Origin of the sequence: Enterobacter sp. R-1.6.2, assembly GCF_035064085.1 — a bacterium.
In the GTDB taxonomy this organism is placed as follows: Bacteria; Pseudomonadota; Gammaproteobacteria; order Enterobacterales; family Enterobacteriaceae; genus Enterobacter; species Enterobacter asburiae_B.
In genome coordinates this window covers 238,593-252,946 of sequence record NZ_JASEYI010000001.1, presented here as the reverse complement: position 1 = coordinate 252,946, position 14,354 = coordinate 238,593, and the positions used below count along the sequence as shown (strand labels likewise).

The window sequence follows — 14,354 nt, the reverse complement described above, 5'->3', positions numbered from 1 at the left end:
GTTCTTATTTACGACGTTGATGGCTGTATCGTCCCGCATTCGTTTGCTGTTATTACTCTCCCTTGTTACGGTCGGAGCCGTTCACGGTGCGCCGAATTCCTTTATCCAGCAGGCGCAAAATCCCTTTGATAATAATGGGGATAGTTTGCCCGACCTCGGCATGGCGGCGCCAACGGGCGAGGGGGAAAAACACCTGGCCGAAATGGCGAAAGCCTTCGGTGAAGCCAGCATGACCGACAACGGCCTGACAACGGGCGAGCAGGCGCGTCAGTTTGCGTTTGGCCAGGTGCGCGACGCGGTGAGCGGCGAAGTGAACCAGCAGATTGAGTCCTGGCTTTCGCCCTGGGGGAACGCCAGCGTGAACTTGCTGGTGGATAACGACGGCAAATTTAACGGCAGCAGCGGGAACTGGTTTATCCCCTGGAACGATAACAACCGTTACCTGAGCTGGAGCCAGCTTGGCCTGACCCAGCAGGCGGATGGCCTGGTCAGTAACGCCGGAATAGGCCAGCGCTGGGTCGCCGGGAAATGGCTGCTGGGTTACAACACGTTTTACGATAACCTGCTGGACGAAAACCTGCAGCGTGCCGGGCTGGGCGCGGAAGCGTGGGGGGAAAATCTGCGTCTGTCAGCCAACTATTATCAGCCCTTTGCTGGCTGGCGCGATCGCTCTGACGTCCAGGAGCAGCGCATGGCGCGCGGCTATGACGTCACCGCTAAAGCCTGGCTGCCGTGGTTCCATCATCTCAATACCAGCGTGAGCTTCGAGCAATACTTCGGCGATAACGTCGACCTCTTCAACAGCGGAACCGGCTATCACAATCCGGTGGCGGTGAATCTGGGGCTTAACTATACCCCCGTGCCGCTGGTCACCCTGACCGCCGCGCACAAGCAGGGCGAAAGTGGCGCGAGCCAGAATAACCTCGGGCTGAAGCTCAACTATCGCTTTGGCGTGCCGCTGGTGAAGCAGCTTTCCGCCGGTGAAGTCGCCGCCACGCGTTCCCTGCGCGGAAGCCGCTACGACTCGCCGGAGCGCAATAGCCTGCCGGTGATGGAGTTCCGCCAGCGTAAAACGCTGTCCGTCTGGCTGGCGACGCCGCCGTGGGATCTGAAAGGGGGCGAGACCGTTATGCTGAAGCTTCAGGTTCGCAGCGCGCACGGCATTCGTGAGATCCACTGGCAGGGGGATACGCAGGCGCTGAGCCTGACGTCGCCGTCCAAAAGCAACAGCAGCGACGGCTGGAGTGTAATTATGCCTGCCTGGGATGACAGTGAAGGGGCGACAAACCGCTGGCACCTGTCGGCGGTGGTGGAAGATGAGAAAGGCCAGCGCGTCTCGTCCAATGAGATCGTGCTGACCGTCGTGCAGCCGCTGGTCGCATTGCCGGACAACGACCCGCGCTGGAAGCTTCTGCCGGAGGAGTAATCCTTAAAAAATGCGTTCCTGATGCACCCACACCGCGGCTTCAACGCGGGATTTGAGCTTCATTTTCTTCAGCATATGCTTCACGTGCACCTTGACCGTGCTTTCGGTGATGTCCAGGCGGCGGGCGATCATTTTGTTCGGCAGCCCCTGGGCAATGAGTTTGAGAATATCGCGCTCGCGCGGGGTTAACTGGCTGACGTCACGGTCAGAGGTGGCGCGATTGGCGCGCAGGCTGGCGGCCAGCACCGGCGTTAAGGCTTCGCTGAGAACCATCTCGCCCGCCGCGGCCTGCTGCAGCGCCTTAAGCAAGTCTTCCGGCTCCATATCCTTGAGCAGATAACCATCCGCCCCGCGCTTCAGCGCCGTGACCACATCCTCTTCATGATTCGACACGCTAAAGACGACGATGCGCCCGGAAAGGGATTTTTCCCGCAGCTTGTCGAGAGTTTCCAGACCGTTCATGCCGGGCATATTCAGATCGAGCAGGATCAGATCGGGATCGAGGGATTCGGCAAGCTCAATGCCCTGTTCACCGTTGCTGGCTTCGCCAACCACGGTGATATCGGGCGCCATGCTGACCAGCTGTTTCACGCCAGTACGCAGCATCGGATGGTCGTCGATCAACAGGATGGATGCCGGTTCCTGATTAGTCATGGGTTTCTCCTTGAGCAGTTGTAAGCGGTTTTTCGGGAATAAAGGTGACGACAACTTCCGTGCCACCCGTCTCTCTCCGGCGAACCTGGCAATCACCGCGCAGGCTTTGGGCGCGGTCTCGCATAATAATTAAACCATAGTGGTTAGTGCGTTCGGCATTTTCCGGCACGCCGCGGCCGTTGTCGTGAACCGTGAGCTTCACCTGATTGCTGTGCTGGCTGACGGTGACCGTTACCGCCGTCGCCCCGGAATGTTTAAGCACGTTGCTCAGCGCTTCACGGGCGATCTGCAGTACATGTATGGCCTGGTGGGAGGGGACAAACCGCGGCGGCAGCTGGTAGTCCAGCTTCACCGGGAACCCCAGCCGGGCGCTAAATTCGTGACAGCTGGCCTCCAGCGCCGGACGCAGGCCCGGCTCGGCCAGCTGCAGACGGAAGGTGGTCAGCAGCTCGCGAAGCTGTATCCAGGAGGTGTTCAGCTCGTTGCGGATCTGGCTGAGCAGCTGCTTGTTGCTTTCGGGCATCTCCGCATCCTGCATCTGCAGGCAGCTCACCTGCATTTTCATACAGGAGAGCGACTGGGCGATCGAGTCGTGAAGCTCGCGGGCGATGGTCGCGCGCTCTTCCATGACGATCAGCTGCTGCTGCTTTTCCTGATGCCTGTCGAGCGCCAGCGTGGCCGTTAGCTGTTCGACCAGCGTATCGACCAGCTGCTGCTGGTCGTGGCTCAGGTGACGCCCGGCTGGCAGCGTTGCCAGCAGAATACCGTACTGGGTGTGGCTGTCGGTCAGGCGCCACTTCAGGGTAGTGCCGCCGGACGTCAGCGGCGGCAGGCCGCGAGGGCAAAGATGGCAGCCTTTGTCATCGCAGGACATATCCGACTGACAGGTAAATTCCTGATGGTTATCTTCGTCTTCCACGTCGTAGACGCGCAGCTCAAGGTCATGAAGGAGGGTCAGATTTTGCAGGCCGTTCAGCACCGGAGAGAGGCGTTCGCATAGCGGCACCTGCATGTGCAGACGACGGTTGGCCTGCCACAGGAAGGAGAGGATCTCGTTTTTCTGCTCCAGTCCGGCCGTTTTTTCCTGAACGCGCTGTTCCAGCACCGCGTAGCTCTCGGAGAGCTCTGCAGACATGGTGTTGAGCGCCTGACCGAGCATGGCCATCTCGTTGCGCCCGCTGATGTGCGTGCGCTGGGTAAAATCGCGTGCGGTCACCGCGCGGGCCATTGCCAGCAGCTGTTTCCACGGGTTCAGCAGCCGCGCACGAAGCCAGACGATGGTGAAGATCAGCAGCAGCCCCATAAACAGCGCCATGGCGCGGTGCACCATCACCACCCGGTCGATGCGTAATTCGGTGGTTTGGTCGAAAGAGGAGACCAGCGCATCGATGCGTGAGACGAACCCCGCCACGTCCTGCGCAACGGTTTCCGTGCTGCGCGCCTGTTTCAGCCCGGGCTCCAGCTGGGTGTGCCAGTAGCCCTGAAGGGCTTTAAGCTGATATTGCTGACCGGCGCGGATGGCGGCGTTTTCCAGTTCGGGGCTGAAGACCGTGCGCTCCATTTCATCAATCAGGGGCCGATCGTCCTGTGTCAGGGGAACCGACGCCAGCAGGCGATAACTCTGCATGCGTAGCGAGCCTGCCTCGTTGATGGCATGCGCATTACCCTGTACGCCCTGTACCAGCCAGCCGGAGATCGCCATGCCGGTCACGCCGATGGCGGTGGACAGCAAAACGATAAGGGCTAGCTGATTCACGAGCGTCAGCGGAGATAAACATCTTTTTAACATAGAGGTGGCGTGCTCCTGACGTGGCCTGCTTGCAGGAATGGCGCTATTCTGGTGCATACCCTGGAGTATACCCATACCAATAAAGGATTACCCCTAAATTGCCAACGGAGTAGGGGGAAGGAGGTGGGGGTAGTCTGGAACCGTCAGTGCCGTGAAAAACCACGTCTTTTTTACCGAATTAGCCTACTCACTAAGGGTGAGGCCTTATTTTACGCCGCAAATCCTCCCACTTTTCCTTTGATTTATATCAACTTACCGCCGCCCTAAAACCCTAATGTTTGCAGCATCATTCGAGAATCAGAGGTGTCTATGAGTCACTCATCCGCTCCCGAAAGGGAAAATGGTGCCGTTATTACAGACTGGCGTCCAGAGGATCCGGCGTTCTGGCAACAGCGCGGCCATCGTGTAGCAAGCCGGAATCTGTGGATTTCCGTGCCGTGTTTGTTATTAGCGTTTTGCGTATGGATGTTGTTTAGCGCGGTGGCGGTCAACCTGCCCAAAGTCGGGTTTACGTTTACGACCGATCAGCTGTTTATGCTGACCGCGCTGCCGTCGCTGTCAGGCGCGCTGCTGCGTGTGCCTTACGCGTTTATGGTGCCGGTGTTTGGCGGTCGTCGCTGGACGGCGTTCAGTACGGGCATCATGATCGTCCCCTGCGTCTGGCTCGGCTTCGCGGTGCAGGATACCTCTACGCCGTTCAGCGTGTTCGTGATTATTTCCCTGCTGTGCGGTTTTGCGGGTGCGAACTTCGCCTCCAGCATGGCGAACATCAGCTTCTTCTTCCCGAAAGCGAAGCAGGGCGGTGCGCTGGGCATTAACGGCGGCCTGGGGAATATGGGCGTCAGCGTGATGCAGCTGATTGCCCCGCTGGCGATCTCTGTTTCTATTTTCGCGGCCTTTGGCGGCGGTGGCGTTGAGCAGGCGGATGGTTCTTCCCTCTATCTGCAGAACGCCGCCTGGATCTGGGTGCCTTTCCTGGTGGTCTTCACCCTCGCAGCCTGGTTCTTTATGAATGACCTGTCCGCGTCGAAGGCGTCGCTGAGCGAACAGCTGCCGGTGCTGAAGCGTGGACACCTCTGGGTGATGGCGCTGCTGTATCTGGCTACCTTCGGTTCGTTTATCGGCTTCTCTGCGGGCTTCGCGATGCTGTCGAAAACGCAGTTCCCGGAGATTCAAATCCTGCACTTTGCCTTCTTCGGACCGTTTATCGGTGCCCTGGCGCGTTCGCTGGGCGGTATGGTCTCTGACCGTCTCGGCGGTACCCGCGTGACGCTGGTGAACTTCGTCGTGATGGCGGTCTTCTGCGCGCTGCTGTTTCTCACTCTGCCCGTCGACGGGCAGGGCGGTAACTTCATCGCCTTCTTCGGCGTGTTTATGGTGCTGTTCCTGACGGCCGGTCTGGGGAGTGCCTCTACCTTCCAGATGATCTCCGTGATCTTCCGTAAGCTGACGATGGATCGGGTGAAGGCGCAGGGCGGGAGCGAAGAGCAGGCCATGCGCGAAGCGGCGACGGATACGGCCGCGGCGCTGGGCTTTATCTCTGCCATCGGCGCGATTGGCGGCTTCTTTATCCCGAAAGCGTTCGGTATCTCTCTGGACCTGACCGGCTCACCGGCCGGTGCCATGAAAGTCTTCCTCGTCTTCTATATCGCCTGCGTTGTGATTACGTGGCTGGTATATGGCCGAAATACCAAGAAAAATAAGTAAGTGTGATTATCCGTTTACGCGGCCTTCGGGCCGCGTTTTTTTTGCCAGCATAATAGTTACAACATGCTTACGGCTTTTACGGCAGACGCCTGCGGTGACACTGTGATCGCCATCGCTTTGCAGGTGGCTCTACCCCTTAATACCTGAGATGTTAAATTTTGACTGGCTTTTTGTACGATAAAATAAAAATAACTCTATATTTCATGATGATATGAAAATTTTGAAGATACCGCTTTGGTGGTATTTGGTGTAACCCCTCGCCTGAAAGTCCCTCCTCGTCTTGATCGTTATCAATTCTCCCCCTCTTTCAGGGCGTTACCTTCGCTGCAAATCAGCAATGTCGATTTAGAGAGCCACAGGCTCCACACAGGAGATACCCGATGAGCAAATTTTTGGACCGGTTTCGCTACTTCAAACAGAAGGGTGAAACTTTTGCCGATGGGCACGGCCAGGTTCTGGATACCAACCGGGACTGGGAAGACGGTTACCGCCAGCGCTGGCAGCATGACAAAGTCGTCCGTTCGACCCACGGCGTGAACTGTACCGGTTCATGCAGCTGGAAGATTTTCGTTAAAAACGGTCTGGTGACCTGGGAAATGCAGCAGACCGACTATCCGCGCACCCGCCCGGATATGCCAAACCACGAACCGCGCGGCTGCCCGCGTGGTGCCAGCTACTCCTGGTATCTCTACAGCGCTAACCGTCTGAAATACCCGCTGATGCGCAAGCGCCTGATGAAAATGTGGCGTGAGGCGAAAGTGCAGCACAGCGATCCGGTGGATGCCTGGGCGTCCATCATCGAAGACGCTGACAAAGCAAAAAGCTTCAAGCAGGCTCGCGGTCGCGGCGGTTTCGTTCGCTCCTCGTGGAAAGAGGTAAACGAGCTGATTGCCGCCTCCAACGTCTACACCGTCAAAACCTACGGTCCTGACCGCGTGGCGGGCTTCTCGCCAATTCCGGCGATGTCGATGGTCTCTTACGCTTCCGGGGCGCGCTATCTGTCTCTAATCGGCGGTACCTGCCTGAGCTTCTACGACTGGTACTGCGACCTGCCGCCTGCGTCTCCGCAGACCTGGGGCGAGCAGACCGACGTGCCGGAGTCCGCGGACTGGTACAACTCCAGCTATATCATCGCCTGGGGCTCAAACGTACCTCAGACCCGTACGCCGGACGCGCACTTCTTTACCGAAGTCCGTTACAAAGGCACCAAAACCGTAGCAGTGACCCCTGACTACGCGGAAATCGCCAAGCTTTGCGATCTGTGGCTGGCGCCGAAACAGGGTACCGACGCCGCGATGGCGATGGCGATGGGCCACGTCATGCTGCGTGAATTCCATCTTGATAAGCCAAGCCAGTACTTCACCGACTACGTTCGCCGCTACACCGACATGCCGATGCTGGTCATGCTGGAAGAGCGTGAGGGCTACTATGCCGCGGGCCGCACGCTGCGCGCAGCCGATCTGGTGGATTCGCTGGGCCAGGAAAACAACCCTGAGTGGAAAACCGTTGCGTATAACAGCAACGGCGAGCTGGTGGCGCCAAACGGCTCTATCGGCTTCCGCTGGGGCGAGAAGGGCAAGTGGAACCTTGAGCAACGCAACGGTACGACCGGTGAAGAGACGGAGCTGCGCCTGAGCATGCTGGGCAGCCAGGACGAGATCGCTGAAGTCGGGTTCCCGTACTTCGGCGGTGAAGGTTCAGAGCACTTCAACAAGGTTGAACTGAAAAACGTTCTGATGCACAAACTGCCGGTTAAGCGCCTGCAGCTGGCCGACGGCTCTACCGCGCTGGTCACCACCGTTTATGACCTGACCATGGCGAACTACGGTCTGGAGCGCGGTCTGGGCGATGAAAACTGCGCAACCGGCTATGACGACGTGAAGGCCTACACCCCGGCCTGGGCGGAACAGATTACCGGCGTGCCTCGCGCGCACATTACCCGTATCGCACGTGAGTTTGCAGAAAACGCGGACAAAACGCACGGCCGTTCGATGATCATCGTCGGCGCGGGTCTGAACCACTGGTATCACCTCGATATGAACTATCGCGGTCTGATCAACATGCTGATCTTCTGCGGCTGCGTCGGTCAGAGCGGCGGCGGCTGGGCGCACTACGTGGGCCAGGAAAAACTGCGTCCGCAGACCGGCTGGCAGCCGCTGGCGTTTGCCCTCGACTGGCAGCGTCCGGCACGCCATATGAACAGCACCTCCTACTTCTATAACCACTCCAGCCAGTGGCGCTACGAGACGGTTACCGCGCAGGAGCTGCTGTCGCCGATGGCGGATAAATCCCGCTACAGCGGCCACCTGATTGACTTCAACGTGCGTGCGGAACGCATGGGCTGGCTGCCGTCTGCGCCGCAGCTGGGCACTAACCCGCTGCGCATTGCGGAAGCGGCGAAGAAGGCGGGCATGTCACCGGTGGATTACACCGTGAAATCCCTGAAGGATGGCTCTATCCGCTTCGCGGCAGAACAGCCGGAGAACGGTAAAAACCACCCGCGCAACCTGTTCATCTGGCGCTCCAACCTGCTGGGCTCGTCCGGTAAAGGCCACGAGTACATGCTGAAATACCTGCTCGGTACCGAAAACGGTATCCAGGGGAAAGATCTCGGCAAGCAGGGCGGCGTGAAGCCGGAAGAGGTCGAGTGGAAAGATAACGGCCTCGACGGCAAGCTGGATCTGGTGGTGACGCTCGACTTCCGTCTGTCCAGCACCTGCCTGTACTCCGACATCGTGCTGCCAACCGCGACCTGGTACGAAAAAGACGACATGAATACCTCGGATATGCATCCGTTTATTCATCCGCTGTCTGCGGCCGTTGACCCGGCGTGGGAATCGAAAAGCGACTGGGATATCTACAAAGACATCGCGAAGAAATTCTCCGAAGTCTGCGTAGGGCACCTCGGTAAAGAGACCGACGTGGTGACGCTGCCAATCCAGCACGACTCCGCCGCCGAACTGGCGCAGCCGCTGGACGTGAAGGACTGGAAAAAAGGTGAATGCGACCTGATCCCGGGCGTAACCGCGCCGCACATTATTCCGGTTGAACGCGACTATCCGGCAACCTACGAGCGCTTTACCTCTATCGGCCCGCTGATGGAGAAAATCGGTAACGGCGGGAAAGGGATCGCCTGGAACACCCAGAGCGAGATGGATCTGCTGCGCAAGCTCAACTACACCAAAGCGGACGGCCCGGCGAAAGGCCAGCCCATGCTGAACACGGCGATTGATGCGGCAGAGATGATCCTGACCCTGGCCCCGGAAACCAACGGCCACGTTGCGGTGAAAGCCTGGGCGGCGCTGAGCGAGTTCACCGGCCGCGACCATACGCACCTGGCGACGAATAAAGAGGAAGAGAAAATCCGCTTCCGCGATATTCAGGCGCAGCCGCGCAAGATTATCTCCAGCCCGACCTGGTCTGGTCTGGAAGATGAGCACGTGTCCTATAACGCGGGCTACACCAACGTTCACGAGCTGATCCCATGGCGCACCCTGTCAGGCCGTCAGTCGCTGTATCAGGATCACCAGTGGATGCGCGACTTCGGTGAAAGCCTGCTGGTCTACCGTCCGCCAATCGACACCCGCTCCGTGAAAGCGGTGATGGGCGCGAAATCGAACGGTAACCCTGAGAAGGCGCTGAACTTCCTGACGCCGCACCAGAAGTGGGGCATTCACTCCACCTACAGCGACAACCTGCTGATGCTGACCCTGTCTCGCGGCGGTCCGATTGTCTGGATGAGCGAAACGGACGCCAAAGATCTGGGTATCGAAGATAACGACTGGATCGAAGTGTTCAACAGCAACGGTGCCCTGACGGCGCGTGCGGTGGTGAGCCAGCGCGTACCGGCCGGGATGACCATGATGTACCACGCGCAGGAACGTATCGTTAACCTGCCGGGGTCAGAAATTACCGAGCAGCGCGGCGGGATCCACAACTCCGTGACCCGTATTACGCCGAAGCCGACCCACATGATCGGTGGCTATGCGCAGCTGGCCTACGGCTTTAACTACTACGGCACCGTAGGATCGAACCGCGATGAGTTCGTGGTGGTACGTAAGATGAAGAATATTAACTGGTTAGACGGCGAAGGTAATGACCAGGTACAGGAGAGCGTAAAATGAAAATTCGTTCACAAGTCGGCATGGTGCTGAATCTGGATAAATGCATCGGCTGTCATACCTGCTCGGTCACCTGTAAAAACGTCTGGACCAGCCGTGAAGGTATGGAGTACGCCTGGTTCAACAACGTGGAAAGCAAGCCGGGCACCGGCTTCCCGACCGACTGGGAAAACCAGGAGAAATGGAAGGGCGGCTGGATCCGTAAAATCAACGGCAAGCTGCAGCCGCGCATGGGTAACCGCGCGATGCTGCTGGGTAAAATCTTCGCTAACCCGCACCTGCCGGGCATCGACGATTACTACGAGCCGTTTGACTACGACTACCAGAACCTGCACAACGCGCCGGAAAGCAAGCACCAGCCGATCGCTCGTCCGCGCTCGCTGATCACCGGTCAGCGCATGGACAAGATCACCAGCGGTCCAAACTGGGAGGAGATTCTGGGCGGCGAGTTCGAGAAGCGCGCCAAAGACCAGAACTTCGAGAACATGCAGAAGGCGATGTACGGCCAGTTCGAAAATACCTTCATGATGTATCTGCCGCGCCTGTGCGAGCACTGCCTTAACCCGGCGTGCGTGGCGACCTGCCCAAGCGGCGCTATCTACAAGCGTGAAGAAGATGGCATCGTGCTGATCGACCAGGACAAGTGCCGCGGCTGGCGTATGTGCATCACCGGCTGCCCGTACAAAAAAATCTACTTCAACTGGAAGAGCGGTAAATCTGAGAAGTGCATCTTCTGCTACCCGCGTATCGAAGCCGGAATGCCGACCGTCTGCTCAGAAAGCTGCGTAGGCCGTATTCGCTACCTCGGCGTGCTGCTGTATGACGCGGACGCGATTGAAAATGCCGCGAGCACCGAGCACGAGAAAGATCTGTATCAGCGTCAGCTGGACGTCTTCCTCGATCCGAACGATCCGAAGGTGATTGAGCAGGCGCTGAAGGACGGCGTGCCGCAGAGCGTGATTGACGCGGCGCAGCAGTCACCGGTGTACAAAATGGCAATGGACTGGAAGCTCGCGCTGCCGCTGCACCCGGAATACCGCACCCTGCCGATGGTCTGGTACGTGCCGCCGCTGTCGCCGATTCAGTCCGCGGCTGACGCGGGCGAACTGGGCAGCAACGGCATCCTGCCGGACGTGGAAAGCCTGCGTATTCCGGTTCAGTACCTGGCGAACCTGTTGACCGCCGGGGACACCCAGCCGGTACTGCTCGCGCTGAAGCGTATGCTGGCGATGCGTCACTTCAAACGCGCGGAAACCGTAGACGGCGTGATCGATACCCGCGCGCTGGAAGAGGTTGGTCTGACCGAAGCGCAGGCGCAGGAGATGTACCGCTATCTGGCGATTGCCAACTACGAAGACCGTTTCGTGGTGCCGAGCAGCCACCGCGAGCTGGCCCGTGAAGCCTTCCCGGAAAAAAATGGCTGTGGCTTTACCTTTGGCGACGGTTGCCACGGGTCAGACAGCAAATTCAACCTGTTCAACAGCCGCCGCATCGATGCCATGGATGTGACCAGCAAAACGGAGCCGCACCAATGATTGAACTCGTCATTGTTTCGCGTCTGCTCGAGTACCCGGATGCTGCGCTTGCGCAGCATCAGCGGGAACTCTTTGATGCACTCGCGTCATCTGAAAACCTGGATAAAGACGATGCCCAGACGCTGGGTGTTTTCCTCCGCGATCTGCTGGCGCGCGACCTTCTGGATGCCCAGTCGGACTACAGCCAGCTGTTTGACCGGGGGCGTGCGACCTCGCTGCTGCTGTTTGAACACGTTCACGGTGAGTCCCGTGACCGCGGGCAGGCGATGGTCGACCTGATGGCCCAGTACGAACAGCACGGCCTGCAGCTCGACAGCCGCGAGCTGCCGGATCATCTGCCGCTGTATCTGGAGTACCTGGCGCAGCTGCCGAAAGAAGAGGCGCTGGGCGGTCTGCAGGACATCGCGCCGATCCTGGCGCTGCTCGGCGCGCGTCTTCAGCAGCGCGAGAGCCGCTATGCTGTTCTGTTCGATCTGCTGGTGAAGCTGGCCAACGCCGCGGTCGACAGTGAAAAAGTGGCGGAGAAAATCGCGGATGAAGCCCGCGATGATACCCCACAGGCGCTGGATGCGGTCTGGGAAGAAGAGCAGGTGAAATTCTTTGCTGACCAGAACTGCGGCGAGTCTGAAATCTCCGCTCACCAGCGTCGCTTTGCCGGCGCGGTTGCCCCGCAATATTTGAATATCTCTAACGGAGGACGGCACTAATGCACTTCCTGAATATGTTCTTCTTTGACATTTACCCGTATATCGCGGGCACCGTGTTCCTGGTGGGAAGCTGGCTGCGTTACGACTACGGCCAGTACACCTGGCGTGCCGCCTCCAGCCAGATGCTGGATCGTAAAGGGATGCATGTGGGCTCTAACCTGTTTCACATCGGTATTCTGGGGATTTTTGCCGGTCACTTCCTGGGGATGCTGACGCCGCACTGGATGTATGAAGCGTGGCTACCGATCGAGGTGAAGCAGAAGATGGCGATGATCGCCGGCGGTGCCTGCGGCGTGATGACTCTGGTGGGGGGCCTGCTGCTGCTGAAACGTCGTCTGTTCAGCCCGCGCGTGCGTGCGACCACGACCGCAGCGGATATTCTGATCCTCTCCCTGCTGATGGTGCAGTGCGCGCTGGGCCTGCTGACCATTCCGTTCTCGGCGCAGCATATGGACGGGAGCGAAATGATGAAGCTCGTCGGCTGGGCGCAGTCCGTGGTGACCTTCCACGGCGGAGCCTCCGCGCACCTGGACGGCGTAGCGTTTATCTTCCGCGTTCACCTGGTGCTGGGGATGACGCTGTTTGTGCTGTTCCCGTTCTCACGTCTGGTGCATATCTGGAGCGCGCCGGTGGAGTACCTGACGCGCAAATACCAGATTGTGCGTGCCCGTCGCTAATTCGCCGTTTTGATACCAACCCCGCATTCGCGGGGTTTTTTTTCGCCCCAGCCCAGGTTATTGCCCGCGGCAGCAAACAGGATCAGCGCGCCGCCCGCCAGCTGCGTCAGGTTCAGCGAGTGTCCGAACACCAGATTATCGACAACGATCGCCACCACCGGATAGATAAACGACAGGGAGCCGGTAATGGGCGTAGGCAGCTTCTGGATCGCGCTGTAGAGCAGCTGGTACATAATGCCGGTATGGACGATGCCCAGCGTCAGCAGGATCGGCCAGGGAAAATCACCGGAAAATGACGGCATGCTGGCAAACGGCAAAAGCATCACGACGCCCGTCAGCACCTGGATAAAGGCAATATGCTGCGGCGCAACGGATCTGAGCTTGCGGGCAATAATGGCCGTGACCGCATAGAAGAAAGCCGCGGCCATCGCCAGGCCGATTCCGGCGAGCCATTCACTGCCGTGCGCGCCGGTCAGCTCGCTGGAGAGCAAGATCACCACGCCGCCGAAGGCGAGGAACAGCCAGCCCCATTTCACCAGGCTAACGCGCTCACCTAAAAACATCCCCATTAAGACCAGCATAAACGGCTGGGTGTTATAGACCACGGTAGAAAGACCAATCGAGATCCGTTCATAGGCCGCGAAGAGCAGCAGCCAGTTCACCACGAGCGCTACGCCGCCGAGAATGGCCAGCAGCAGCGTGGTGCGGGTGAGGGGACTGAAGGGCTTTTGACTTGCCCGGATAAAAATAAAAAGCGCTATTGCCCCGATAAGACAGCGCCAGAACACCACTTCCGTCACCGGCAGACCGCTGAGTAATACAAACGCACCGATAGAGCCGGAAATTAACATCGCCAGGCTCATTTGCCAGACGCCTTTATGGAAATCACGCATCATCCACCTCCTGATTGTATGTCACTATTGTCGAAAATCGCTGTCGGGTTTTACAGGGATGAGATAAGGTGAAATGCAGTGATGGCTTTTTAAAATTAGGTGAAAACGATGGAATACCTTCTCGATGATATCGACCGTCAAATTTTAGCCTGTCTGGTCGAGGATGCGCGCATGTCTTTGAAGGTGCTCAGCGGACGCATCGGTCTGACTTCCCCCAGCACGGCAGAACGCCTGAAGAGGCTGGAAGAGCGCGGTGTGATTCAGGGGTATGGCGCACGGGTGAATCTGGCGGCGCTGGGGTATACGCTGCAGGCGCTGGTGCGCGTGCGTCCTTTGCCGGGGTTGTTGCATAAGGTGGATAAATACATTCAGGCGATGCCGGAGTGTATAGAGAGCGACAAAGTCACCGGGGAAGATTGCTTTGTGATTAGGCTGGTGGTGCGATCGATAGAGCAGCTGGATGTGCTGCTGGACGGCCTGGCGGAGCATGCCCAGTGCAATACGTCGATTGTGAAGAGTTCGCCGGTGAAGCGTCGTTTGCCGCCGATGTAGGCTTCTGGCTTCTGTCTTCTGTCGCCGGGTGGCGGCTGCGCCTTACCCGGCCTACAAAGGCGGATTCGGTTCAGTTTTATAATGATTTTTTGGATTATTTGAAAGTGATGGTGGTGGGGGAAGGATTACTCGGCGCGTTGCGCCTCGCCCTTCGGGTCGTTGCCTGCGGCAACGCTTTCTCGCTACGCTCGAATCGAACCTTGGTCGAAGCTTCTCATCCTTCCCCGTTACGGAAATGCATGATGCCTGGTGCGAACAGAGGGTTTAGCGTCATTTGAAGGTGATGGTGGTGG

General features: G+C 58.5%; 10 protein-coding genes and 1 other RNA gene. 7 read left to right on the top strand and 4 right to left on the bottom strand.

Features of this window, described 5'->3' with window-relative positions; translation table 11 throughout:
- Window positions 1–19: 19 nt before the first annotated feature.
- Window positions 20–1,426 (top strand): YchO/YchP family invasin, encoded by a 1,407-nt coding sequence (locus QMN93_RS01180; protein WP_182383684.1) that lies wholly within the window; start codon window positions 20–22, stop codon window positions 1,424–1,426.
- Between the two features lie 3 nt (window positions 1,427–1,429).
- On the opposite strand, the gene narL is transcribed toward QMN93_RS01180, so the two are convergent.
- Window positions 1,430–2,080 carry a two-component system response regulator NarL gene (gene narL, locus QMN93_RS01175; RefSeq protein WP_008499531.1) on the bottom strand — a complete coding sequence of 217 codons (651 nt, stop codon included), beginning with the start codon at window positions 2,078–2,080 and terminating at the stop codon, window positions 1,430–1,432.
- A complete protein-coding gene (gene narX, locus QMN93_RS01170; protein ID WP_182383683.1) occupies window positions 2,073–3,869 on the bottom strand; it encodes a nitrate/nitrite two-component system sensor histidine kinase NarX in 1,797 nt (598 codons plus the stop codon). The genes narL and narX overlap by 8 nt, the downstream gene beginning before the upstream one ends.
- A gap of 309 nt (window positions 3,870–4,178) precedes the next feature.
- On the opposite strand from narX, the gene QMN93_RS01165 reads away from it, so the two are divergent.
- From QMN93_RS01165 to narI, 5 genes are all read left to right on the top strand, one after another.
- Window positions 4,179–5,576 (top strand): NarK family nitrate/nitrite MFS transporter, encoded by a 1,398-nt coding sequence (locus tag QMN93_RS01165; protein ID WP_033145765.1) that lies wholly within the window; start codon window positions 4,179–4,181, stop codon window positions 5,574–5,576.
- Between the two features lie 380 nt (window positions 5,577–5,956).
- On the top strand, window positions 5,957–9,700 hold the full coding sequence (locus QMN93_RS01160; protein ID WP_064672659.1) for a nitrate reductase subunit alpha: 3,744 nt from the start codon (window positions 5,957–5,959) through the stop codon (window positions 9,698–9,700).
- Window positions 9,697–11,232, top strand: coding sequence for a nitrate reductase subunit beta (gene narH / locus QMN93_RS01155; protein WP_039263580.1), 1,536 nt, complete (start codon window positions 9,697–9,699; stop codon window positions 11,230–11,232). Before QMN93_RS01160 ends, narH begins: the two co-directional genes overlap by 4 nt.
- Entirely contained in the window at window positions 11,229–11,939 is a 711-nt protein-coding gene (gene narJ, locus QMN93_RS01150) for a nitrate reductase molybdenum cofactor assembly chaperone (protein ID WP_193139402.1), read from the top strand. Before narH ends, narJ begins: the two co-directional genes overlap by 4 nt.
- Complete coding sequence (gene narI / locus QMN93_RS01145; RefSeq protein WP_023312107.1) at window positions 11,939–12,616, top strand: respiratory nitrate reductase subunit gamma; 678 nt, start codon at window positions 11,939–11,941, stop codon at window positions 12,614–12,616. The genes narJ and narI overlap by 1 nt, the downstream gene beginning before the upstream one ends.
- Here narI and QMN93_RS01140 read toward each other — a convergent pair.
- On the bottom strand, window positions 12,613–13,509 hold the full coding sequence (locus QMN93_RS01140; protein WP_069302958.1) for a DMT family transporter: 897 nt from the start codon (window positions 13,507–13,509) through the stop codon (window positions 12,613–12,615). The genes narI and QMN93_RS01140 overlap by 4 nt on opposite strands.
- Before the next feature lie 108 nt (window positions 13,510–13,617).
- Between QMN93_RS01140 and QMN93_RS01135 the strand changes: the two genes are divergently transcribed.
- Complete coding sequence (locus tag QMN93_RS01135; protein ID WP_029740417.1) at window positions 13,618–14,061, top strand: Lrp/AsnC family transcriptional regulator; 444 nt, start codon at window positions 13,618–13,620, stop codon at window positions 14,059–14,061.
- 108 nt (window positions 14,062–14,169) lie between these two features.
- Here the strand turns inward: QMN93_RS01135 and QMN93_RS01130 are convergent.
- Window positions 14,170–14,300: non-coding RNA, RtT sRNA (locus tag QMN93_RS01130), on the bottom strand.
- Window positions 14,301–14,354: the final 54 nt, after the last annotated feature.